At 70.2% G+C, this 20,934-nt stretch carries 24 protein-coding genes and 3 tRNA genes; 24 read left to right on the top strand and 3 right to left on the bottom strand.

Annotated features, from left to right (window positions below):
- The first annotated feature begins 78 nt into the window (after positions 1–78).
- The 12 genes from ASC58_RS19610 to ASC58_RS19555 all read left to right on the top strand — a co-directional run bounded on the left by ASC58_RS19610 (position 79) and on the right by ASC58_RS19555 (position 9,066).
- Positions 79–561 (top strand): (2Fe-2S)-binding protein, encoded by a 483-nt coding sequence (locus tag ASC58_RS19610; protein ID WP_056915506.1) that lies wholly within the window; start codon positions 79–81, stop codon positions 559–561.
- On the top strand, positions 558–3,050 hold the full coding sequence (locus ASC58_RS19605) for a xanthine dehydrogenase family protein molybdopterin-binding subunit (protein ID WP_056915505.1): 2,493 nt from the start codon (positions 558–560) through the stop codon (positions 3,048–3,050). Before ASC58_RS19610 ends, ASC58_RS19605 begins: the two co-directional genes overlap by 4 nt.
- Positions 3,047–3,901 carry a xanthine dehydrogenase family protein subunit M gene (locus ASC58_RS19600; protein WP_056920474.1) on the top strand — a complete coding sequence of 285 codons (855 nt, stop codon included), beginning with the start codon at positions 3,047–3,049 and terminating at the stop codon, positions 3,899–3,901. Before ASC58_RS19605 ends, ASC58_RS19600 begins: the two co-directional genes overlap by 4 nt.
- Positions 3,902–3,905: 4 nt before the next feature.
- Positions 3,906–4,625 (top strand): SRPBCC family protein, encoded by a 720-nt coding sequence (locus tag ASC58_RS19595; RefSeq protein ID WP_056920473.1) that lies wholly within the window; start codon positions 3,906–3,908, stop codon positions 4,623–4,625.
- A gap of 108 nt (positions 4,626–4,733) precedes the next feature.
- A complete protein-coding gene (gene aroQ / locus ASC58_RS19590) occupies positions 4,734–5,192 on the top strand; it encodes a type II 3-dehydroquinate dehydratase (protein ID WP_056920472.1) in 459 nt (152 codons plus the stop codon).
- A gap of 24 nt (positions 5,193–5,216) precedes the next feature.
- On the top strand, positions 5,217–6,422 hold the full coding sequence (locus ASC58_RS19585; protein ID WP_056915501.1) for an acyl-CoA dehydrogenase family protein: 1,206 nt from the start codon (positions 5,217–5,219) through the stop codon (positions 6,420–6,422).
- Between the two features lie 113 nt (positions 6,423–6,535).
- Positions 6,536–6,608: transfer RNA gene (locus ASC58_RS19580), tRNA-Thr, on the top strand.
- A gap of 33 nt (positions 6,609–6,641) precedes the next feature.
- Positions 6,642–6,715: transfer RNA gene (locus ASC58_RS19575), tRNA-Met, on the top strand.
- A gap of 121 nt (positions 6,716–6,836) precedes the next feature.
- On the top strand, positions 6,837–7,007 hold the full coding sequence (gene rpmG, locus ASC58_RS19570) for a 50S ribosomal protein L33 (protein ID WP_056915500.1): 171 nt from the start codon (positions 6,837–6,839) through the stop codon (positions 7,005–7,007).
- A 100-nt stretch (positions 7,008–7,107) separates the two neighbouring features.
- Positions 7,108–7,554: a MaoC family dehydratase N-terminal domain-containing protein gene (locus tag ASC58_RS19565; protein WP_056915499.1), complete on the top strand. Its 447-nt coding sequence runs from the start codon at positions 7,108–7,110 to the stop codon at positions 7,552–7,554.
- Between the two features lie 2 nt (positions 7,555–7,556).
- Entirely contained in the window at positions 7,557–7,979 is a 423-nt protein-coding gene (locus ASC58_RS19560) for a MaoC family dehydratase (protein ID WP_056920471.1), read from the top strand.
- 10 nt (positions 7,980–7,989) lie between these two features.
- Positions 7,990–9,066, top strand: coding sequence for a UDP-N-acetylmuramate dehydrogenase (locus ASC58_RS19555; protein ID WP_056920470.1), 1,077 nt, complete (start codon positions 7,990–7,992; stop codon positions 9,064–9,066).
- Positions 9,067–9,129: 63 nt separating this feature from the next.
- On the opposite strand, the gene ASC58_RS19550 is transcribed toward ASC58_RS19555, so the two are convergent.
- From ASC58_RS19550 to ASC58_RS19540, 3 genes are all read right to left on the bottom strand, one after another.
- Positions 9,130–10,158 (bottom strand): adenosine deaminase, encoded by a 1,029-nt coding sequence (locus tag ASC58_RS19550; RefSeq protein WP_056915496.1) that lies wholly within the window; start codon positions 10,156–10,158, stop codon positions 9,130–9,132.
- A gap of 82 nt (positions 10,159–10,240) precedes the next feature.
- Complete coding sequence (locus tag ASC58_RS19545; RefSeq protein WP_056915495.1) at positions 10,241–10,738, bottom strand: DUF5709 domain-containing protein; 498 nt, start codon at positions 10,736–10,738, stop codon at positions 10,241–10,243.
- Between the two features lie 99 nt (positions 10,739–10,837).
- Complete coding sequence (locus tag ASC58_RS19540) at positions 10,838–12,148, bottom strand: aminotransferase class I/II-fold pyridoxal phosphate-dependent enzyme (protein WP_056920469.1); 1,311 nt, start codon at positions 12,146–12,148, stop codon at positions 10,838–10,840.
- Positions 12,149–12,446: 298 nt separating this feature from the next.
- On the opposite strand from ASC58_RS19540, the gene ASC58_RS19535 reads away from it, so the two are divergent.
- From ASC58_RS19535 to ASC58_RS19480, 12 genes are all read left to right on the top strand, one after another.
- Positions 12,447–12,519: transfer RNA gene (locus ASC58_RS19535), tRNA-Trp, on the top strand.
- A gap of 67 nt (positions 12,520–12,586) precedes the next feature.
- A complete protein-coding gene (gene secE / locus ASC58_RS19530) occupies positions 12,587–12,847 on the top strand; it encodes a preprotein translocase subunit SecE (protein WP_162246885.1) in 261 nt (86 codons plus the stop codon).
- A gap of 66 nt (positions 12,848–12,913) precedes the next feature.
- Entirely contained in the window at positions 12,914–13,753 is an 840-nt protein-coding gene (gene nusG, locus ASC58_RS19525; protein ID WP_082553485.1) for a transcription termination/antitermination protein NusG, read from the top strand.
- 92 nt (positions 13,754–13,845) lie between these two features.
- Positions 13,846–14,283, top strand: a complete 438-nt coding sequence (gene rplK / locus ASC58_RS19520) for a 50S ribosomal protein L11 (protein WP_056915491.1) — start codon at positions 13,846–13,848, stop codon at positions 14,281–14,283.
- 124 nt (positions 14,284–14,407) lie between these two features.
- Positions 14,408–15,127: a 50S ribosomal protein L1 gene (gene rplA / locus ASC58_RS19515; RefSeq protein ID WP_056915490.1), complete on the top strand. Its 720-nt coding sequence runs from the start codon at positions 14,408–14,410 to the stop codon at positions 15,125–15,127.
- 141 nt (positions 15,128–15,268) lie between these two features.
- On the top strand, positions 15,269–16,033 hold the full coding sequence (locus ASC58_RS19510) for a hypothetical protein (protein WP_056920467.1): 765 nt from the start codon (positions 15,269–15,271) through the stop codon (positions 16,031–16,033).
- A gap of 321 nt (positions 16,034–16,354) precedes the next feature.
- Entirely contained in the window at positions 16,355–16,987 is a 633-nt protein-coding gene (gene rplJ, locus ASC58_RS19505) for a 50S ribosomal protein L10 (RefSeq protein WP_056920466.1), read from the top strand.
- An 89-nt stretch (positions 16,988–17,076) separates the two neighbouring features.
- Positions 17,077–17,463, top strand: coding sequence for a 50S ribosomal protein L7/L12 (gene rplL / locus ASC58_RS19500; RefSeq protein WP_056915486.1), 387 nt, complete (start codon positions 17,077–17,079; stop codon positions 17,461–17,463).
- A gap of 249 nt (positions 17,464–17,712) precedes the next feature.
- Positions 17,713–18,780: an ABC transporter ATP-binding protein gene (locus ASC58_RS19495; protein ID WP_082553484.1), complete on the top strand. Its 1,068-nt coding sequence runs from the start codon at positions 17,713–17,715 to the stop codon at positions 18,778–18,780.
- A complete protein-coding gene (locus tag ASC58_RS19490; RefSeq protein WP_056915484.1) occupies positions 18,780–19,550 on the top strand; it encodes an ABC transporter permease in 771 nt (256 codons plus the stop codon). The genes ASC58_RS19495 and ASC58_RS19490 overlap by 1 nt, the downstream gene beginning before the upstream one ends.
- A 13-nt stretch (positions 19,551–19,563) precedes the next feature.
- Positions 19,564–20,391 carry an ABC transporter permease gene (locus ASC58_RS19485; protein ID WP_056915483.1) on the top strand — a complete coding sequence of 276 codons (828 nt, stop codon included), beginning with the start codon at positions 19,564–19,566 and terminating at the stop codon, positions 20,389–20,391.
- A 3-nt stretch (positions 20,392–20,394) separates the two neighbouring features.
- Positions 20,395–20,934: MlaD family protein (locus ASC58_RS19480; RefSeq protein WP_157598584.1), on the top strand; the 540-nt coding region annotated here is incomplete at its 3' end.

Below are 20,934 nucleotides of genomic sequence, written 5' to 3'. Positions count from 1 at the left end.
CGGTTGTCAGAGCAGGGCAATGCAGCAAGGATCCGAAGAGGCACCGGCAGGTGCAGCTCGAACACAAAGGAGTGTTGGATGACCCGCATCAACGTCACGGTCGACGGAGTCGGCTACGAGGACGAGGTGGAGCCGCGCACGTTGCTGGTCCACTACCTGAGGGAGAGCCTGGGCAAGACCGGCACCGTCATCGGCTGCGACACGAGCAACTGTGGGGCGTGCACCGTGCACCTCGACGGGCGCAGTGTGAAGTCCTGCAACGTGCTGGCGGTCCAGGCCGACGGGCACGAGGTCACGACCATCGAGGGGCTGGCGCAGGACGGCGAGCTGCACCCGATGCAGAAGGCGTTCCACAACTGTCACGCCCTCCAGTGCGGCTACTGCACCCCCGGCATGATCATGCAGGCCATCGACGTCCTCAACGAGAACCCCGACCCCTCCGAGGAGCAGATCCGCGTCGGGCTCGAGGGCAACCTCTGTCGCTGCACCGGCTACCACAACATCGTCAAGGCGGTGCAGGAGGCCGCGGGCTCCGGCGCCAAGGAAGGTGCCCAGTCATGACCGCTGTCGACGACCGCCCGAAGACCGAGATCGGGTCCGCGCGCAAGCGCAAGGAGGACCAGCGCCTCATCACGGGACGCACCAAGTGGACCGACAACATCCAGCTCCCCGGGATGCAGCACCTCGCCATGGTGCGCAGCCCGTTCGCGCACGCGAAGATCACCGCGATCGACACCTCAGCCGCGAAGGCGGCACCGGGCGTCTCGCTCGTGCTCACGGGTGAGGACGTCAAGGACATCCAGGGCTCGCTGCCCAACGCCTGGCCGATCACGGCCGACCAGAAGGCGCCGCCGCACCCGTCCATCGCCGTCGACCGGGTGGCGTTCGCCGGCGAGATCGTCGCCGTCATCGTGGCGCGCTCGGCCCGGGCAGCCCGCGACGCCGCCGAGCTCGTCGACGTCGACTACGACGAGCTGCCGGCTGCGCTCGACCTCAAGGAGTCGGCCGAGGACGCGGTCCTCGCGCACCCCGACCTGGGCACCAACAAGAGCGCGTTCTGGCAGTTCGACTCGGCCGACGCCGGCACGGGCACGGCTGTGGACGATGCGATCGCCACGGCCCGCGACGGTGGAATCCTCATCGAGCGCGAGTACCGCCAGCAGCGCCTCATCCCGGCGTTCATGGAGCCGCGGTCGTTCGTCTGCGACCCCACGGGCGAGCAGCTGACGATCTGGTCCTCGACGCAGGTGCCGCACTTCGTCCGCATCTTCACGGCCGCGACGCTCGGCATCCCCGAGAGCAAGGTCCGGGTCATCGCGCCCGACGTGGGTGGGGGCTTCGGCGGCAAGCTGCAGTACACGCCGGAGGAGGTCATCGTGACCCTCGCGGCGCGCAAGACCGGCAAGCCGTGCAAGTACACCGAGACCCGCAGCGAGTCGCTCCTGTCGGCCCACCACGGCCGCGACCAGTGGCAGCGCCTCACCCTGGCGGCCACCAAGGACGGCACGGTCACCGGACTCAAGGTCGACCTGCTCGCCGACATGGGTGCCTACCTCGGCCTCGTCACCAGCGGTGTGCCGATCCTGGGTGCGTTCATGTTCAACGCGATCTACAAGTTCCCCGCCTACCAGTTCAACTGCACCAACGTCTTCACCAACAAGACGTGGACCGACGCCTACCGCGGCGCAGGCCGGCCCGAGGCGACGTTCGCCATCGAGCGGCTGATGGACGAGCTGGCGGCCGAGGTCGGGGTCGACCCGATGGAGATCCGCGAGAAGAACTGGATCAAGCACGAGGAGTTCCCGTTCACCTCGGTGTGCGGCCTCGAGTACGACTCCGGCAACTACGAGGCGGCCACGGCCCGCGCGAAGGAGCTGTTCGACTACGACGGCCTGCGGCGCGAGCAGCAGCAGCGTCGTGACAGCAAGGACCGGGTGCAGCTCGGCATCGGCATCTCGACCTTCACCGAGATGTGCGGCCTCGCCCCCTCCCGCGTGCTCGGCAGCCTCTCCTACGCCGCAGGTGGCTGGGAGCACGCCGAGGTCAGGATGCTGCCCACCGGCAAGGTCGAGGTCGTCACCGGGTCCAGCGCCCACGGCCAGGGCCACGAGACGGCGTGGAGCCAGATCGTCGCCGACCGGCTCGGGATCCCGTTCGACGACATCGAGGTGCTGCACGGCGACACCCAGGTGGCGCCGCGTGGCCTGGACACGTACGGCTCCCGCTCGCTCGTCGTCGGAGGCCAGGCGCTCGTCATGGCGGCCGACCGGGTGATCGAGAAGGCCAAGCCGATCGCGGCGCACATGCTCGAGGCCTCGGTCGACGACATCGAGTTCAGCGCCGGCACCTTCAAGGTCAAGGGCACCGACAACGGCAAGGCCATGGCCGAGGTGGTGTGGGCCGCGTTCACCGGCCACGACCTCCCCGAGGGCACCGAGCCCACGCTCGACGCCGAGGCGACGTTCGACCCGTCGAACTTCTCCTTCCCCCACGGCACGCACCTGTGCGCCACCGAGGTCGACACGGAGACGGGCGCGGTGAAGATCCGCAGCTACGTCTGCGTGGACGACATCGGCAACATCATCAACCCCCTCATCGTCGAGGGGCAGATGCACGGTGGCATCGTCCAGGGCATCGCCCAGGCGCTGTGGGAGGAGGCGGTCTACGACGACCAGGGCACGCTCGTGTCCGGCTCGTTCGTCGACTACACGCTGCCCACGTCGGCCGACACGATCTCGTTCGTCACCGACAACACGGTCTCGCCGTCCACGTCGAACGACCTCGGCGCCAAGGGCGTCGGCGAGGCGGGGTGCATCGCGTCCACGCCGGCGGTCGTCAACTCCATCGTCGACGCCGTCCGCCCGTTGGGGATCAACGACATCCAGATGCCGTGCACCCCCGAGCGGGTCTGGCGGGCGATCCAGTCCGCCGGCAGCACCCAGGCCGACCCGACGACGGGGAGTGCCCAGCCGCACTTCGACGAGGGTGCTCCCAACCAGGCCCCGCCGGACCCCAGTAGCAGCGCCTCCGCGGAAGGAGCGGGCCAGTGATCCCCGCACAGTTCGACTACCTCGCGCCCACGTCCGTGGCGGACGCGCTCAGCGCGCTCGCCGAGGCGGGTGACGACGCCAAGGTGATGGGCGGTGGGCAGAGCCTGCTCCCCATCCTGCGGATGCGGCTCAACGCCCCCGAGAAGATCATCGACCTCGGTCGGATCGAGGAGCTGCGAGGCATCCGCGACGAGGGCGACCACGTCGTGATCGGTGCGATGACCACGTATGCCGACGTGCTGGCGAGCGACCTCGTCCGCCAGCACGCGGGGGTGCTCACCGATGCCATCACCGAGGTGGCCGATCCCCAGATCCGGCACCGCGGCACGGTGGGCGGGGCCCTGGTCCACGCCGACCCCGCGGGCGACGTGGGCGCACCCGCGCTCGCACTCGACACCGAGTTCGTCATCACCGGACCCGGTGGTGACCGCACGGTCGCGGCCGCCGACTTCTTCGTCGACCTCTTCGAGACGGCCGTCGGCGAGGGCGAGCTGCTCACCTCGATCCGCATCCCGAAGCACACGGGCTGGGGGAGCCGGTACGAGAAGTTCGTCCGGGTCGCCCACCAGTGGTCGATCGTCGCCGTCGCGGCGACCGTCCGCGTCGAGGGCGGCACCATCGCCGAGGCCAGGATCGGGCTGACGAACATGGGCTCGACCCCGCTGCGGGCGACCGCGGTGGAGCAGGCCCTGGTCGGCAGGGCGGCGACCGACGACGCGGTCCGGGAGGCCTGCGCGGCAGCCGCCGACGGCACCAACCCGCCGTCGGACCTCAACGGCGACGCGGACTACCGCAAGCACCTGGCCACCGTCCTCACCCGGCGCGCGGTCCTCGCCGCGGCAGGCGGGTGAGCCCGTGGAGCTGAGCCACACCTTCACGGTGCCCGCGTCGGTCGACGAGACGTGGTCCACGTTCATGGACCTGCAGGAGGTCGGGAGCTGCTTCCCGGGCGCCACCGTCACCGAGGTGACCGACGCCGGGTTCTCCGGCACGGTCAAGGTCAAGCTCGGACCGATCGCACTGGTCTACTCCGGTTCCGGCTCCTTCATCGAGCGTGACGACGCGGCCCACCGCGCCGTCATCGAGGCCAAGGGCAAGGACAAGCGGGGCAACGGCACCGCCGGGGCGACCGTGACGATCCAGCTGACCGACGCAGGCGACGGCAACACCAGGGCCGACGTCCAGACCGACCTCAACGTCACCGGGAAGCCGGCGCAGTTCGGCCGTGGGGTCATGCAGGACGTGTCCGACAAGCTGCTGGGCCAGTTCGTCGCGTGCATCGAGGGCAAGGTCGGCGCGCCGGCCGAGCCCGAGGTGGCCCCGTCCGCGGGTGCTGCGGCACCGGCCGACGGTGCGGTGGCGACCGCGGCTCCCGGCGCCGGGAGCCCGGCGCCGGTGCCGACGGCCGCAGCAGCGGCCCGGACCCCCACGCCGGCGCGGGAGGCGGAGGCGCTCGACCTGGGCACGGCCGTGCTCCCCGTCGTGCTCAAGTCCTACGCGAAGCAGATCGCGGCCGGACTCGTCGCCCTGCTGGCCGGGATCGGCCTGGTCCTGCGGCGGCGTCGCAAGGGCTGACCGCGCCATACGCACGACCGCAGGGGCTCCACCCGCTCCGGTGGGGCCCCTGCGCGTGGCCCCCGTGGGTATGGCGCCTGCTCACCTACGCTGGGCCGCATGAGCGGTATGACCGGCACGAGCGAGCCCACCGTCGTCGTCCTCAACGGACCGAACCTCAACCTGCTCGGCGAACGTGAGCCCGAGGTCTACGGCCACGACACCCTGGCCGACATCGAGGCCCTGTGCCGTGAGGTCGCGGGGGCGGCCGGTCTCGCCGTGGACTTCCGGCAGAGCAACCACGAGGGCGTGCTCGTCGACGCGATCCAGGAGACGCGGGCGAGCGCCGCCGGGTTCGTGGTCAACGCCGGCGCGCTGACCCACACCTCCATCGCGCTGCGCGACGCGCTCGCGACGGTGAGCGGACCGGTCATCGAGGTGCACCTGTCGAACGTGCACGCGCGCGAGGAGTTCAGGCACCACTCGTACCTGTCGGCCATCGCGTCCGGCGTCATCGTGGGGTGCGGCCCGAGCGGCTACGCGTTCGCCGTCACGCGGATCGCCGAGCTGGTGCAGGCGCGCGACTGAGGCTCGGAGGGGCAGGATGGGGCCATGGCCTCCTCGACCCGCCGCCCGCTCGACCCGATGGACCTCGCCGGGATCGACGACCTGCTCAGCGACGAGGAGAAGGCCGTGCGCAGCACGGTCCGCACCTTCCTCGACCAGCGCGTCGAGCCGTACGTCGCGGACTGGTTCGAGCGGGGTGAGGTCGACGACCTCCGCGGCCTGACCAAGGAGCTCGGGGCCCTCGGGCTGCTGGGCATGCACCTCGAGGGGTACGGCTGCGCCGGCATGAGCGCCGTCGACTACGGGCTGGCCTGCCTCGAGCTCGAGGCGACCGACTCCGGTGTCCGCAGCCTGGTCTCCGTGCAGGGCTCCCTGGCGATGTTCGCCATCCACCGGTGGGGGAGCGAGGAGCAGAAGCAGCAGTGGCTGCCCGCCATGGCGACGGGCGAGGCGATCGGCTGCTTCGGCCTCACCGAACCCGACCACGGCAGCGACCCCGCGTCGATGCGCACGCGCGCCCGCCGCGACGGCGACGACTGGGTGCTCGACGGCTCCAAGATGTGGATCACCAACGGCTCGGTCGCCGACGTCGCCGTCGTGTGGGCGCAGGTCGACGAGCAGGGCGACGGCGCCAGCACCATCCGGGGCTTCGTCGTCCCCACCGACAGCCCCGGCTTCTCGGCGCCGCAGATCAAGCACAAGATGAGCCTGCGGGCATCGGTCACCAGCGAGCTGGTCCTCGACGGGGTCCGGCTCCCCGCGGACGCGGTCTTCCCCGAGGCCCGTGGGCTCAAGGGCCCGCTGTCGTGCCTCTCCGAGGCGCGCTACGGCATCGTGTGGGGCTCCCTCGGGGCGGCCAGGTCCAGCCTCGACACCGCCCGGCGCTACTCGATGGAGCGCGAGCAGTTCGGGCGGCCCCTCGCCGCGTTCCAGCTCACCCAGCAGAAGCTCGCCGACATGGCGCTCGAGCTCGTCAAGGGCCAGCTCCTCGCGCTGCACCTCGGTCGGCGCAAGGACGCGGGCACCCTGCGTCCGGAGCAGGTCAGCCTCGGCAAGCTCAACAACATCCGCGAGGCGCTCGACATCTGCCGCACCTCGCGAACCATCCTCGGGGCCAACGGGATCAGCCTCGAGTACCCCGTGATCCGGCACATGAACAACCTCGAGTCGGTGCTCACCTACGAGGGCACGGTGGAGATGCACACCCTCGTGGTGGGGCAGGCGATGACGGGCGAACAGGCCTTCCGGTAGGGGCCCGAACCACGCGCCATACGCCCTCCGGACCCTCGATTTTCGGTCCGGGCACCGGAGCGTGTAGTCTCACCGTCGCACTTCCGCGCGGCTCCCAGAGCCCCGGTGTGCAGGCCCCCTTAGCTCAGTCGGCAGAGCGTTTCCATGGTAAGGAAAAGGTCGTCGGTTCGATTCCGACAGGGGGCTCTGGGAGAGGCATCGCGAGGTGCTGCACCCCATGGCGGGGTAGCTCAGCTGGTTAGAGCGCACGACTCATAATCGTGAGGTCGCGGGATCGAGCCCCGCTCCCGCTACAACCGCGATTTCAGGATCAGCCTGAATTCGCGTAGCCTGATGTGTCGCTGCCCGATGTCGTTGGATGTCGCGCGCGGCGTCCAGACTTCACCACCGTCAGTTCCGAGAGCAGGTTGCCCCGTGGCTAGCAAGAGCGCAGACGTCCGCCCCAAGATCACCTTGGCGTGCGTGGATTGCAAGGAGCGCAACTACATCACCAAGAAGAACCGTCGGAACAACCCCGACCGTCTCGAGATGAAGAAGTTCTGCCCCCGCGACAAGAAGCACACGGTCCACCGCGAGACCCGCTGACCTGACGCGTTTCGACAGCCGCCCCGGACGAGAGTCCCCGGGCGGCTTTGTCGTGTCCCCGTCCGACCGGCACCCCGCGCCGCACCATAGGGTGGGTGCCATGGCCGTGAACGCAGACTTCGTGGGGCGCACCTACCCGCCCAGTGGCCCGTATGCCGTGACGGCGGAGGGCCTCGCGGCCTTCGCCTCCGCGGTGGGTTCGACCGACCCCGTGCACACCTCGAGCGAGGCCGCGCGGGCCGCCGGGTACGCCGACGTCATCGCCCCGCCGACCTTCGCCGTGACCATCGCGCAGCAGTGCGACGCCGTGTTCGTCCAGGACCCGGAGGCCGGGATCGACTACAGCCGCGTCGTCCACGGCGAGCAGCGGTTCGTGCACCACCGCCCCATCACCGCCGGTGACGAGGTGCTCGGCACCCTCACCGTCGACTCGGTCCGCGCGGCGGGCGGCCACTCGATGGTCACCACCCGCACCGAGCTCACGACCACCGACGGCGCGGCACTGTGCACGTCGACGTCCACCATCGTCATCCGGGGAGGGGAGTGAGCATGGGCGTGCGCACCCTGGCCGACACCTCTGTCGGCGACACCATCGAGGCCCGCACCATCCCCGTGGGTCGCGACAGCCTCGTGGCCTACGCGAACGCCTCCGGCGACCAGAACCCCATCCACCAGGACGAGGAGTTCGCCACCTCCGTCGGCCTGCCCGACGTCATCGCCCACGGCATGTGGACGATGGGTGCCGCGGGCTCGGTCGTCGAGGAGTGGGCCGGCGACGGCGGACGCGTCGTCGAGTTCGGCACCCGCTTCACCAAGCCGGTCGTCGTGCCCCAAGGCGGCGGCGCCGTCGAGGTCGCGGGCGTGGTCAAGTCCGTCGACGAGGCCACCCGCCGCGCGACCGTCGAGCTGACCGTGACGAGCGGTGGCGACAAGGTCCTCGGGCGCTGCCTGGCCGTCGTCCTGCTCGACTGATCGCCCCGGCATGAGCGAAGAGCACGACGTCCCCCTGGCCGACCTGACGACGATGCGCGTCGGGGGCCCGGCGGCTCGCCTGGTGACGGCGACGACCACCGACGAGGTGGTCGACGCCGTCCGGGAGGTCGACGACGCCGACGAGCCCCTGCTGGTCATCTCCGGGGGCAGCAACGTCGTCGTCACCGACGCGGGTTTCCCCGGCACCGTCGTCAAGGTCGCCTCCGACGGCATCGACGTCGAGTCGGCGGACCTGTGCGGCGGGGTGATGGTGCGGGTCGCGGCCGGTGTGCCGTGGGACGACCTCGTCGCCCGTGCGGTCGTCGAGGGGTGGTCCGGCATCGAGGCGCTCTCGGGCATCCCCGGTGGCACGGGGGCGACGCCGGTGCAGAACGTGGGCGCCTACGGTCAGGAGGTCGCCCAGACGATCGCCTCGGTGCGCGTCTGGGACCGGCACGAGCAGCGGGTCCGTACCTTCGCCTCGCTCGACTGCGCCTTCACCTACCGGCACTCGATCTTCAAGGCCACGAGCCGCTTCGTCGTCCTCGACGTGCTCTTCCAGCTCGTCCCGAGCGAGCTGAGCCAGCCCGTCGGGTACGCCGACCTGGCCCGCCAGCTCGAGGTCGCCGTCGGCGACCGGGTGCCGCTCGCCGACGCCCGCGAGGCGGTGCTGCACCAGCGTCGCCGACGCGGCATGGTGCTGGACCCCGACGACCACGACACCTGGTCCTGCGGGTCCTTCTTCACGAACCCGATCCTGTCGGGTCCCCACTTCGCCGACCTCGAGTCCCGCGCCGCCGCCCGCCTCGGCGTCGACGGCCCGACACCGCCGCGGTTCGCCGACCCCGACGGCAACATCAAGACCAGCGCAGCGTGGCTGATCGAGCAGGCCGGGTTCGGCAAGGGGTTCAGCCTGCCGGGCAGCTCGGCAGCGATCTCCAGCAAGCACACGCTGGCGCTGACCAACCGCGGCGGCGCCACGGCCGCACAGGTCGCCGCCCTCGCCCGCGCGGTGCGCGACGGCGTCCACGAGGCCTTCGGCGTGGTGCTGGTCAACGAGCCCGTCCTCGTCGGACACGGCCTCTAGGCCGACCTCGGCCGACCTCGGCCGCCCCTGGCAGCCGCCCCTGAAGCCCGACCCGGTCCGGTGTCAGGCCGGAGCGGCCAGCCAGGCGTCGACGTCGGCCAGGGCCGCGTCCCTCACCGCGGCGGGCGCACGGCTGGCCCGCAGCGAGCCCCGGGCCAGCTCGGCCAGCTCCTCGTCGGAGAACCCCAGCACCTCCCGGGCCGTCTGGTACTGCGCCGCCAGCCGCGACCCGAACAGCAGCGGGTCGTCGGCCCCGAGTGCGACCGGTATGCCGTGCTCGACGATCGCGCGCAGCGGCACCTCCTCGGGGGAGGAGTAGACGCCCAGCGCCACGTTGCTGCGGGGGCACACCTCGAGGGCGACCCCCGACTCGGCGACGCGCTCGAGCACCCGGGGCTCCTCGACGCAGCGCACGCCGTGGCCCAGCCGGTCCGGCTCGATCGCGTCGAGGGTGGCCTCGACGGCCGCCGGTCCGAGGAGCTCGCCGGCGTGCGGCACGAGCGCCAGGCCGGCACGGCGCGCGAGGGCGAAGGCCGGGGCGAACTCGGCCGTGAGCCCGCGGCGCTCGTCGTTGCTCAACCCGAACCCCACCACGGTGCCCGGGCCGTCACCGGCGTACTGCGTCGCCAGCCGGGCGAGCGTGCGGGCGTCGAGCGGGTGCCGGATCCGGCTGGCCGCGACGACGACCGCGACCCCGGTGTCCTCCTCGCGCGACGCCGCTGCGGCCTCGTCGAGGACGATCTCCAGGGCCGGGGTGATCCCCCCGACGAAGGGTGCGTAGGACGTCGGGTCCACCTGGATCTCCAGCCAGCGCGAACCCTCCGCCGCGTCGTCCCGGGCCGCTTCGCGGACGATCCGCCGCAGGTCGGACTCGTCGCGCACGCAGGCGCGCGCCGCGTCGTACAGGCGCTGGAACCGGAACCAGCCACGCTCGTCGCGCGCGCTCAGCTGTGGCGGCCACCCGCTCGTCAGGGCGTCGGGGAGGTGCAGCCGGTGCTTGACGGCGAGGTCGCGGACCGTCTCGACGCGCATCGAACCGGTGAAGTGCAGGTGCAGGTGCGCCTTCGGGAGGGACTCGACCGGGCGGGGCATGGCGTGCAGTCTGGCACCGCCCGGGACGACGAGAGGCGCCGACCCACGCGGGTCGACGCCTCTCGTCGGTGACTGGGCCTGGTCAGTCGCCGTCGACGACGTGCATGGCCTGCTCCTCGGGGCTCAGGTCGCCCGAGCCGCCGCTCTCGTCCCCGAGCAGCTCGGCGTCGACGTCCTCGCGGGCGCCCTCGTCGGGGTCGGTCAGCGTCCCCACCGGGCCGTCGCCCACCTCGGCGTCCCCCAGGAAGTCCTGGTCGGCGTCGATGCTGTCGGGGTCGTCACCGCCGACGCGCGGCTCCTCGTCGAGCCCGGACTCGTTGTCGGGGGCGCCGTAGGCCGAGTCGGGGTCGGGCACCTCCTGCATGATCCGCTGGTCGATGCTCTCCTCGAGGCCCTGCTCGGTGGCCGTCGTGCCCCACTCGGTGTTGCGGGGCTGCTGGTCGGGCGGGGACCAGGGTTCGTTGTCGCCCTCGCTGGAGTCCAGGAGGCCCTCCTGGCCGCTGCCTGCGTCGACGGAGTCGTCCACGCTGTAGCTGCCGAGGTCGTCCTCGATGCTTTCGGTGCCGGGCTGATCGCTCATGTCACCACCCTGCGGCAGCGGAGGGGGTGCCGCAAGGCCAAGGGTCCCGTTCGGCGTCCTGCGGCCCGGGCCGGCCCGCCGGTGTGACGGTGCGCCGACTCAGGCGGGGTGCGCCGCGGTCGCCTGCTCGGCGGCCGCGAGCAGGACGCACGTGGCGACGGCCTCCATCGCCTCGGTGACCTGGCCCAGCGGCGGGAAGGTCGGGGCGAGGCGGATGTTGCGGTCGCGGGGGTCGTCACCGAGGGGGAAGGAGGAACCCGCGGGCGTCAGGGCGATGCCGGCCTCCTTGGCCAGCTGGACCACGCGTGAGGCGGTGCCGTCGAGCACGTCGAGGCTGACGAAGTACCCACCGGTCGGGCGCGTCCACGTCGCGACCTGCAGGCCGTCGAGGCGCTCGGTGAGGATGCGCTCCACCTCGGCGAACTTCGGCGCGATGATCTCCCGGTGCTTGACCATGTGGTCGCGCACGCCCTGGGCCGAGCCGAAGAACTGCGCGTGGCGGAGCTGGTTGACCTTGTCGGGGCCGATCGACCCCTTGCCGAGGTGGCCCAGGTACCACTTCACGTTCTCGACGGACGCCGCCAGGAACGCGACCCCGGCACCGGCCCAGGTGATCTTGGACGTCGAGGCGAACATGATCGGCCGGTGCGGGTGACCGGCTGCGGCGGCGAGGCTGAGGACATCGGCGCTCTTGGCCTCGTCGGCGGTGAGGTGGTGCAGCGCATAGGCGTTGTCCCAGAAGATCTTGAAGTCCGGCGCAGCGGTCTGCATCGAGGCGAGCCTCGCGGCCACCTCCTGGGTGACGACCGAGCCCGACGGGTTCGCGTAGGTCGGCACGATCCACATGCCCTTGATGCTCGGGTCGTCCGCCACCAGGGCTGCGACCGCCTCGGCGTCCGGGCCGTCGTCATGCATCGGGACGGTCACCATCTCGATGCCGAACGACTGGAGGAGGGTGAAGTGCCGGTCGTACCCGGGGACGGGGCAGATGAAGGTGACCTTCTCCTCCTGGCCCCACGGCCGCGGCGAGTCCACGCCACCGTGCAGCAGCAGGTCGACGAGGGTGTCCTTCATCATCGTCAGGCTGGAGTTGCCGCCCGCCACGACCTGCTCGGGCCGGACCCACAGCAGCTCGGCGAACATCTCGCGCAGCTCCTTGATCCCGTCGAGGCCGCCGTAGTTGCGGGTGTCGGTGCCGCTCGCGTCGGTGAACCCCTCGGGCAGGGTGAGGAGGGCGTTGGAGAGGTCGAGCTGCTCGCTGGCCGGCTTGCCGCGCGTGAGGTCGAGCTTGAGGCCTCGCTCCTTGAGCGCGGCATACGCCTCCTGCTGCTCCCGCGCGAACGACGCGAGGTCGGCGGCGGAGCGCTCGGCGAGGGGGGTGGGGCGGCTGGTGGCGGTCTGCTCGGTCACGCTGCCATGCTCCCAGAGGTGCGTGATGCCGCGCAGGCGGCGTCCGTATGGCGCACAGCCGCCACCCGGGCCGGGTCACCGCTGGGGACCCACCCGTCGGGGACGTGGTCGGACGTGGTCGGGCGTGGTCGGCGGGGTGATCGGGCTGGTGGTCGGGAGCGAGTTCGCATTCCGGGTCACGGCTCACGTATGCTTGCTCCTCGGTTGACTTCGACCATGCTTCCGACGTGCCCTCGGGCAGGTTCGGCGTGGGCGGTGACGACCACCGGAACCTCCCGCTCCCCGCGGGTCGTTCCGTAGGGCAGTGGCTCAATTGGTAGAGCACCGGTCTCCAAAACCGGCGGTTGGGGGTTCGAGTCCCTCCTGCCCTGCGTTGCAGGACCTGCGGCCGACCCGGCAGCACGGCAGACATCAGCGAGAAGAGGCATCGTGACGGACGTGAGCGCGGAGACCCGCGGCTCTGGTCGCACCAGCCGCAAGGGCGGAAAGGGCGGCAACCCGGTTTCCCGGCTCTTCCGCTCCATCTCGCTCTTCGTCAGCCAGATCCTCGACGAGCTGCGCAAGGTCGTCCGGCCGACGCGCAGCGAGCTGGTCAACTACACGATCGTCGTGATCGTGTTCGTCGTGTTCGTGATGGCGCTCGTCTCCTCCGTGGACTTCGGCTTCACCAAGCTCGTCCTGTGGGTCTTCGGCGGCTAGTCGCCGCAGTGCCGCACTGACCCGGGGTTCCTCCCGGTGAACACCAGAAGGAAGTAGGTCATCAGCGTGTCCGACCAGTGGACCACCGACAACGCGGAGCCGCAGACCGACGAGGTCACCGCGAGCACCGACGCCGCCGAGCTCGAGCAGCCCGGGACGGACCCTGTCGACGACTCCGTGGACACCGACGCCACCCCCGAGGCCGCCTTCAGCGACAGCGACGACAGCACCGACACCGAGGTGTCCGACGAGGTGGGCGACGAGGCGACCGACGAGGTCGACGTCGACGCGCCGCCGGCCGACCCGGTCAAGGAGTTCAAGGACACCCTCGCCAGCAAGTTCGGCGACTGGTACGTCGTGCACTCCTACGCGGGTTACGAGAACCGCGTCAAGGCGAACCTCGAGAACCGCACGACCTCCCTCAACATGGAGGACTTCATCTTCGAGGCCCAGGTCCCGATGGAAGAGGTCACCGAGATCAAGAACGGCCAGAAGAAGCTGGTCAAGCGCGTCCGGATGCCCGGGTACGTGCTGGTCCGCATGGACCTCACCGACGAGTCGTGGGGCGCCGTGCGCCACACGCCCGGTGTGACCGGCTTCGTCGGCAACGCCCACCAGCCGGTGCCGCTCAGCCTCGACGAGGTCTACACGATGCTCGCCCCGGCCGACCTCGAGCAGCAGGCCGCGGCCGCTGCCGGCGGTGCGGGTGGGGGCAAGCCCCGCGAGGTCGCTGTCGTCGACTTCGAGGTCGGCGAGTCCGTCACCGTCATGGAGGGGCCCTTCGAGACCCTCCCCGCCACGATCTCCGAGATCAACGCCGACACCCAGAAGCTCAAGGTGCTGGTCTCGATCTTCGGCCGGGAGACCCCGGTCGAGCTGTCGTTCAACCAGGTCGCCAAGATCTGAGGGTTCGGCTCCTGCCCCCGGTCCTCGGGGGTACTGCAACCGGGTCATCGCCCACGGCGTAGGCCCAACCACCACAGAAGGAACACCAGCACATGCCTCCCAAGAAGAAGAAGATCTCCGGCTTCATCAAGCTGCAGATCCAGGCCGGCGCCGCGACGCCCGCACCCCCCGTCGGCCCGGCCCTCGGTCAGCACGGCGTCAACATCATGGAGTTCGTCAAGGCGTACAACGCTGCGACGGAGTCCCAGCGCGGCAACGTCATCCCCGTGGAGATCACGGTCTACGAAGACCGTTCCTTCACCTTCATCACCAAGACCCCTCCGGCCGCCGAGCTGATCAAGAAGGCTGCCGGCGTCCCCAAGGGCTCGGGTGAGCCGCACAAGACCAAGGTCGCCAAGCTGTCGGCCGACCAGGTCCGCGAGATCGCCACGATGAAGATGGAAGACCTCAACGCCAACGACGTGGAGCAGGCCATGAAGATCATCGCCGGCACCGCGCGCTCGATGGGCGTCGAGACCAGCCTCTCGTAACACCCCCGTTCTCCTTCGGTGTGCCGCTGCAGGCGGCACACCGAAGACCCGTGGCAGGACCGCGCTGGTCCGTACCGACCACAACTCCACCGCACCACCTGAACCGTTCGACACAGGAGCAGAAATGAAGCGCAGCAAGGCTTACCGCGAGGCCGCGGAGAAGATCGACGTCACCAAGGTCTACGCCCCCCTCGAGGCCGTCCGCCTCGCCAAGACCGCCGCCAAGGCCAAGTACGACGAGACCGTCGAGGTCGCCATGCGCCTCGGCGTCGACCCGCGCAAGGCCGACCAGATGGTCCGCGGCACCGTGAACCTCCCCCACGGCACGGGCAAGACCGCCCGCGTCCTGGTGTTCGCCAACGGCGACAAGGCCGAGGCCGCCCGTGAGGCCGGCGCCGACTTCGTCGGTTCCGACGAGCTCCTCGAGAAGGTGGCCGGCGGCTGGCTCGACTTCGACTCCGTCGTCGCCACCCCGGACATGATGGGCAAGGTCGGTCGCCTCGGAAAGGTCCTGGGCCCGCGTGGTCTCATGCCCAACCCGAAGACCGGCACCGTCACCATGGACACCGCCAAGGCCGTCACCGACATCAAGGGCGGCAAGATCGAGTTCCGCGTCGACAAGCACGCGAACCTCCACTTCATCATCGGCAAGGCCTCCTTCGACGAGACGTCGCTCGTGGAGAACTACGGTGCCGCGCTGGAGGAGATCCTGCGTCTGAAGCCGTCGGCGTCCAAGGGCCGCTACATCCTCAAGGCGACCATGACCACGACGATGGGCCCCGGCATCCCGCTGGACTACAACCGCACGCGCAACCTGCTGGTCGAGGACGAGGCCAACGCCTGAGTCCCGCCGCACCGTGCAGAGCCCGTCACCCCGCGAGGGGTGGCGGGCTCTGCCCATGAGGGCGGCACGCAGCAGGGCGGTTATGGTGGACAGGTCAGTGCGCGCGTCGCACATCCGCACCACATCTTCTGGGGGACCCGCATGAAGACCACCTCGATCGCCGCCGTCGCCCTGACGGCGGCACTGGGCCTGAGCGCCTGCGGCAGCTCCGACTCCAACTCGCCCAGCTCGTCCAGCACGTCGTCGTCGAGCAGCGCCAGCTCCTCCGCCTCTGCCGCCAAGGCGGGCGAGTCCGTGGACGGTGCAGCCCTGGCGACGCGCATGACCGACGCGATGCTCAAGGCCGGCTCCGGCACGGTGACCATGGACCTCGGCACGCAGGGGAGCGCCAAGGGTTCGTTCACCATGAAGGACGGAAAGATGGAGCAGTCGATGGAGATGGGGATCCAGGGCCAGACCCTGCAGATCGTCTCCACCGGCGGCATCATCTACATGAAGGGCCTGCCCGGCTCGTCGAAGCCGTGGGTGAAGATCGACCCCAAGGGCACCGACCCGATGAGCAAGATGTTCGCCGGCCTCACCGGTGACATGGGTGACCCGCGCCAGCTGGCGACGGCCCTCAAGGGCAGCAAGGCCACGGTCGTGAGCAGCTCGGCCGACGAGAAGGTCTACGACGTCACCATCGACCCGACGGCCCTCCTGGGCGGCAGCACCGCCACGGCCTCGCCCTCGGTGGCACCGGTCAAGGCGCGCTACACCCTCGACAGCCAGGACCGCCCGACCAAGATGACCGTCGACTCCCAGGGTCAGACCATCAACATCGTCTTCTCGGACTGGGGCAAGCCGGTCACGATCACGGTGCCCCCGGCCGACCAGGTGGGCACCTTCCAGCTGCCGACCAGCTGACACCTCCCCACCGGGTCGGGTGACCACCCGACCGCTGTCGCGCCACCGTCTCCCCTCGGGGGCGGTGGCGCGATTTGGTCCCCGGGGTGGGCAGCGCCTACTCTGGTCCCTGACCACAGACCGCTTGGTTGTCGCGTGCCACCGCAAGAGGCAGCACGTGACCGAAGGTCCCACCGAGGTGGGCATCCAGCGCAGGCCACGATTCACCCGCCGGACCGGCTCCTCGAGCCTGTCAGCGTGCGAGCCCCGTGCCTGTGCACGGGGCTCTTCTCATGCCGGGCCCTCATCTCCGAACGGTCGAACACACGGAAGGGAGGCCCCATGGCCAAGGCTGACAAGGCTGCCGCCATCGCCGAGCTGTCGGACAAGTTCCGCACCTCCGGCGCGGCCGTGCTGACCGAGTACCGCGGGCTCTCGGTGAAGCAGATCACCGACCTGCGCAACTCGCTGCGCGGAAACGCCACCTTCGCCGTCGTGAAGAACACGCTCACCGAACTTGCTGCCAAGGATGCCGGAGTCACGGCATTCGACGGTCAGCTCGTCGGCCCGTCCGCCATCGCCTTCGTTGACGGTGACCCGGTCGAGGCCGCAAAGGGCCTGCGTGACTTCGCCAAGGCGAACCCCCTCCTCGTGATCAAGGGCGGCGTCCTCGACGGCAAGGCCCTCACCCCCGAGGAGATCACGAAGCTCGCGGACCTCGAGTCCCGCGAGGTTCTCCTGGCCAAGCTGGCCGGTGCCCTCCAGGCGTCGCTCAGCCAGGCCGTCTACCTCTTCGCTGCACCGCTGTCGCAGACCGCTCGGGTCGTCGACGCGCTGCGTGCCAAGGTCGAGGCCGAGGGACCGGTGGCTGACGCCGCTGCTCCCGCTGCCGAGGCCGAGGCCGAGGAGACCCCCGCCGACGCCCCCGAGGCCGAGGCAGCTGCAGACGTCGCCGAGGGTGGCGACGCGAGCTGACCCCGTCCGGGGGAGACCCCGGTCAGAGTCCGGCTCACACACCAAACCGCCACTCACGGCATACCGAAACACACGAAAGGACGCCCATCATGGCGAAGCTCTCCACCGACGAGCTCCTTGAGGCCTTCAAGGAAATGACCCTCATCGAGCTCTCCGAGTTCGTGAAGCAGTTCGAGGACACCTTCAACGTCACCGCTGCTGCCCCCGTGGCCGTTGCTGCGGCCGGCGCCCCGGCTGGCGGCGACACCGCTGCTGCCGAGGAGCAGGACGAGTTCGACGTCATCCTCGAGGCCGCTGGCGACAAGAAGATCCAGGTCATCAAGGAGGTCCGCGCGCTGACCTCCCTCGGCCTGAAGGAGGCCAAGGACCTCGTGGACGGCGCCCCCAAGCCCGTTCTCGAGAAGGTCGACAAGGCTGCCGCGGACAAGGCCAAGGACGCCCTCGAGGGCGCCGGGGCCACCGTCTCCGTCAAGTGATCTGACGCTTCCTCCGCCTCGGCGAGGAAGCACAGCACGACCGCCGAAGGCGGGTCCGACTCCGGTCGGGCCCGCCTTTCGGCGTCCCCGGGAATGCGGATCCGGGGACGCCGTGGTGGGGTAGCCTCTGGCCGCTCCCGGGTCCGTACCGGGGCGTAACTTCGAGGCCCCGGCCTCGTTGAGCCATGCGTACCGGGTCGGCCGATCGTGGCCACCCGGCGGTGTACCCCAACCACGACGAGGTGAGCAGTGGGCGTTGAGATCAAGGTCGAGGGCCTGACCAAGCGTTTCGGGTCCCAGGTGATCTGGAACGACGTCACGCTGACCCTCCCGGCCGGTGAGATCTCGGTGATGCTCGGCCCCTCGGGCACGGGCAAGTCGGTGTTCCTCAAGACCTTGGTGGGGCTGCTCAAGCCGGATGCCGGGTCGATCATGATCGCCGGCAGCGACCTGACCCGGCTGCGCGAGCACGACCTCTACGAGATCCGGAAGCTCTTCGGCGTCCTGTTCCAGGACGGCGCCCTGTTCGGGTCGATGAACCTCTACGACAACGTCGCCTTCCCGCTGCGCGAGCACACCCGCAAGAGCGAGTCCGAGGTGCGCACCATCGTCATGGAGAAGATGGACCTCGTCGGCCTCACCGGCGCCGAGACCAAGCTGCCGGGGGAGATCTCCGGCGGCATGCGCAAGCGCGCCGGCCTCGCCCGCGCGCTGGTCCTCGATCCCGAGATCCTGCTCATCGACGAGCCCGACTCCGGTCTGGACCCGGTGCGCACGTCGTACATCAACCAGCTCTTCATCGACCTGAACGCCCAGATCGACGCGACGTTCCTCATCGTCACCCACGACATCAACACCGCGCGCACCGTCCCCGACAACATCGGCCTGCTCTACCACAAGCACCTCGCCATGTTCGGGCCGCGCGAGATGCTGCTGAGCTCCGAGGAGCCGGTGGTGCGCCAGTTCCTCAACGCGCAGACCATCGGCCCGATCGGCATGTCCGAGGAGAAGGACGCCGAGGAGCTCGCCTCCGAGGTCGGCCAGGAGCTGCCGCCGCTGCCGCCCATCCCGTTGCAGCTGCGCACGAGCAACGGCACCACCCGGCACGCCGAGCGTCCGGCCGGGCAGTGGTGCCGCGACAACGGCATCACCCCGCCGCCCGGGTCGTTCGAGTCCGGCAACGCCGGCGTCCCCGGCGTCCGTTCGGGCACGAGCTCGGTCGCCGCACCGGCGGCCGAGACCGCGGCCGAGACCCCGGCCGAGACCCCGGCCGAGACCCCGGCCCAGACCCCCGCGCCCGCGGAGGAGTCGGTCTGATGGGTAACCCGGTGACCGGGGCGCTGCGGCAGAGCGGGTCGCTCTTCGCCCTCGTGCTCGACGTCGTGCGGTCCCTGCCGAAGCGACCGTTCCAGACCAAGGAGTTCATCCAGCAGTGCTGGTTCATCGCCTCGGTGACGATCGTCCCGACGGCGCTGGTCTCGATCCCGTTCGGCGCGGTCATCGCCCTCCAGCTCGGCACCCTGACCCGGCAGCTCGGCGCCCAGTCCTTCACCGGTGCGGCCTCGGTCCTCGCCGTGATCCGTGAGGCCTCACCCATCGTCACGGCGCTGCTCATCGCGGGCGCCGGTGGGTCGGCGATCTGCGCCGACCTCGGCTCCCGCAAGATCCGCGAGGAGATCGACGCCATGGAGGTGCTGGGCATCAGCCCGATCCAGCGCCTCGTCGTGCCCCGGGTGCTCGCGGCGATGCTCGTCGCGGTCCTGCTGAACGGCCTGGTCTCGGTCGTCGGCGTGGCGGGCGGCTACTTCTTCAACGTCATCATCCAGGGCGGCACCCCCGGTGCCTACATCGCGTCGTTCACCGCCCTGGCGCAGCTCGCCGACCTGTGGACCAGCGAGATCAAGGCCCTGATCTTCGGGTTCATCGCCGCCGTCGTCGCGTCGTACAAGGGCCTGACGGCCGGCGGCGGACCGAAGGGGGTCGGCGACGCGGTGAACCAGAGCGTCGTCATCACCTTCATGTTCCTGTTCGTCGTGAACTTCGTGGCCAGCGCCATCTACTTCCAAGTCGTCCCCCAGAAGATCTGAAGGAGGTGCAGGGATGAGCAAGGTCCAGGAGCTCGCCGGTCGACCCGGCCAGGCGCTCGACAGCCTCGGCGAGCAGATGCGGTTCTACGTCCGCTCGCTGGCCTGGAGCCCGCGCACGATCCGCCGGTACAAGAAGGAGGTCCTGCGTCTCCTCGCCGAGGTCTCCCTCGGCTCGGGTGCGCTCTCCGTCATCGGCGGCACCGTCGGCGTCATCGCCTTCCTCGCGTTCTTCACCGGCAGCCAGGTCGGCCTGCAGGGCTACTCCTCGCTCAACCAGCTCGGGACCGGCGCCTTCACCGGCTTCGTCTCGGCCTACCTCAACACCCGTGAGATCGCCCCGCTCGTCGCGGGCCTGGCGCTCGCCGCGACTGTCGGCTGCGGCTTCACGGCCCAGCTCGGCGCGATGCGGATCTCCGAGGAGGTCGACGCGCTCGAGGTGATGGGGGTGCCGTCGCTGCCGTTCCTCGTGACCACCCGCATGATCGCCGGCTTCGTCGCCGTGGTGCCGCTGTACGTCCTGGGCCTGCTGTCCTCCTACGGCGCGACCCGGTTCATCGTCACCGAGTACTTCGGGCAGTCCAAGGGCACCTACGACCACTACTTCCACCTGTTCCTGCCGCCGATCGACGTGCTCTTCTCCTTCCTCAAGGTCATGGTCTTCGCCGTCGTCATCATCCTGATCCACTGCTACTACGGCTACAACGCCTCCGGTGGTCCGGCCGGTGTGGGCGTCGCCGTGGGCAAGGCCGTGCGCACCTCGATCGTGGCCATCAACATCGTCGACTTCTTCTTCTCGCTGGCGGTGTGGGGCGCCACCACGACCGTACGGATCGCGGGTTAGCGCATGGCCACCACCTCGTCCGGTTTCATGTCCCGGCTCGGCAACCGCGCCTACGGCGTGGGGTTCATCGCCGTCGTCGCCCTGCTCGTGGGGCTGAGCATCGCCTCCTTCCAGAAGCGGTTCACGCCGGTCGTCACCGTCACCCTGCTCACCGACCGGATCGGCTCGCAGCTGCAGGCCGCCTCCGACGTCAAGCTGCGCGGCCTCATCGTCGGGGAGGTGCGCTCGATCCGGACCACCGGCAACGGCGCGAGCCTCGAGCTGGCCCTCAAGCCGGAGATGGCCACGTTGATCCCGGCGAACGTCTCGGCGCGCCTGCTGCCCAAGACCCTGTTCGGTGAGCGGTACGTCGACCTCGTGTCGCCGGCCGCCGGCGGCAAGGGCCGCGCGATCGCCGACGGCGACACCATCGGCCAGGACCGGTCGAGCGTGGCGATCGAGCTGGAGAAGGTGTTCGCGGACCTGTTGCCGTTGTTGCGGGCGGTGAAGCCGGAGAAGTTGTCGGCGACGTTCGGTGAAGCCGGAGAAGTTGTCGGCGACGTT

The sequence above is a fragment of the Phycicoccus sp. Root101 genome (assembly GCF_001426245.1).
GTDB lineage: Bacteria > Actinomycetota > Actinomycetes > Actinomycetales > Dermatophilaceae > Pedococcus.
Note: the sequence above shows the minus strand (reverse complement) of the source record. Positions and strands in the feature narration are given on the sequence as shown.

Bases quoted from the DNA above. Each gene is read 5' to 3' on its own strand.
- rplL (WP_056915486.1), top strand. From the start codon at position 17,077: ATGGCGAAGCTCTCCACCGACGAGCTCCTTGAGGCCTTCAAGGAAATG.
- ASC58_RS19545 (WP_056915495.1), bottom strand. From the start codon at position 10,738: ATGAGCGATCAGCCCGGCACCGAAAGCATCGAGGACGACCTCGGCAGC.
- ASC58_RS19560 (WP_056920471.1), top strand. From the start codon at position 7,557: ATGGGCGTGCGCACCCTGGCCGACACCTCTGTCGGCGACACCATCGAG.
- ASC58_RS19605 (WP_056915505.1), top strand. From the start codon at position 558: ATGACCGCTGTCGACGACCGCCCGAAGACCGAGATCGGGTCCGCGCGC.
- rplK (WP_056915491.1), top strand. From the start codon at position 13,846: ATGCCTCCCAAGAAGAAGAAGATCTCCGGCTTCATCAAGCTGCAGATC.
- ASC58_RS19610 (WP_056915506.1), top strand. From the start codon at position 79: ATGACCCGCATCAACGTCACGGTCGACGGAGTCGGCTACGAGGACGAG.
- ASC58_RS19550 (WP_056915496.1), bottom strand. From the start codon at position 10,158: ATGCCCCGCCCGGTCGAGTCCCTCCCGAAGGCGCACCTGCACCTGCAC.
- ASC58_RS19485 (WP_056915483.1), top strand. From the start codon at position 19,564: ATGAGCAAGGTCCAGGAGCTCGCCGGTCGACCCGGCCAGGCGCTCGAC.
- ASC58_RS19555 (WP_056920470.1), top strand. From the start codon at position 7,990: ATGAGCGAAGAGCACGACGTCCCCCTGGCCGACCTGACGACGATGCGC.
- aroQ (WP_056920472.1), top strand. From the start codon at position 4,734: ATGACCGGCACGAGCGAGCCCACCGTCGTCGTCCTCAACGGACCGAAC.
- ASC58_RS19565 (WP_056915499.1), top strand. From the start codon at position 7,108: ATGGCCGTGAACGCAGACTTCGTGGGGCGCACCTACCCGCCCAGTGGC.
- ASC58_RS19510 (WP_056920467.1), top strand. From the start codon at position 15,269: ATGAAGACCACCTCGATCGCCGCCGTCGCCCTGACGGCGGCACTGGGC.
- ASC58_RS19585 (WP_056915501.1), top strand. From the start codon at position 5,217: ATGGCCTCCTCGACCCGCCGCCCGCTCGACCCGATGGACCTCGCCGGG.
- rplA (WP_056915490.1), top strand. From the start codon at position 14,408: ATGAAGCGCAGCAAGGCTTACCGCGAGGCCGCGGAGAAGATCGACGTC.
- rplJ (WP_056920466.1), top strand. From the start codon at position 16,355: ATGGCCAAGGCTGACAAGGCTGCCGCCATCGCCGAGCTGTCGGACAAG.
- ASC58_RS19490 (WP_056915484.1), top strand. From the start codon at position 18,780: ATGGGTAACCCGGTGACCGGGGCGCTGCGGCAGAGCGGGTCGCTCTTC.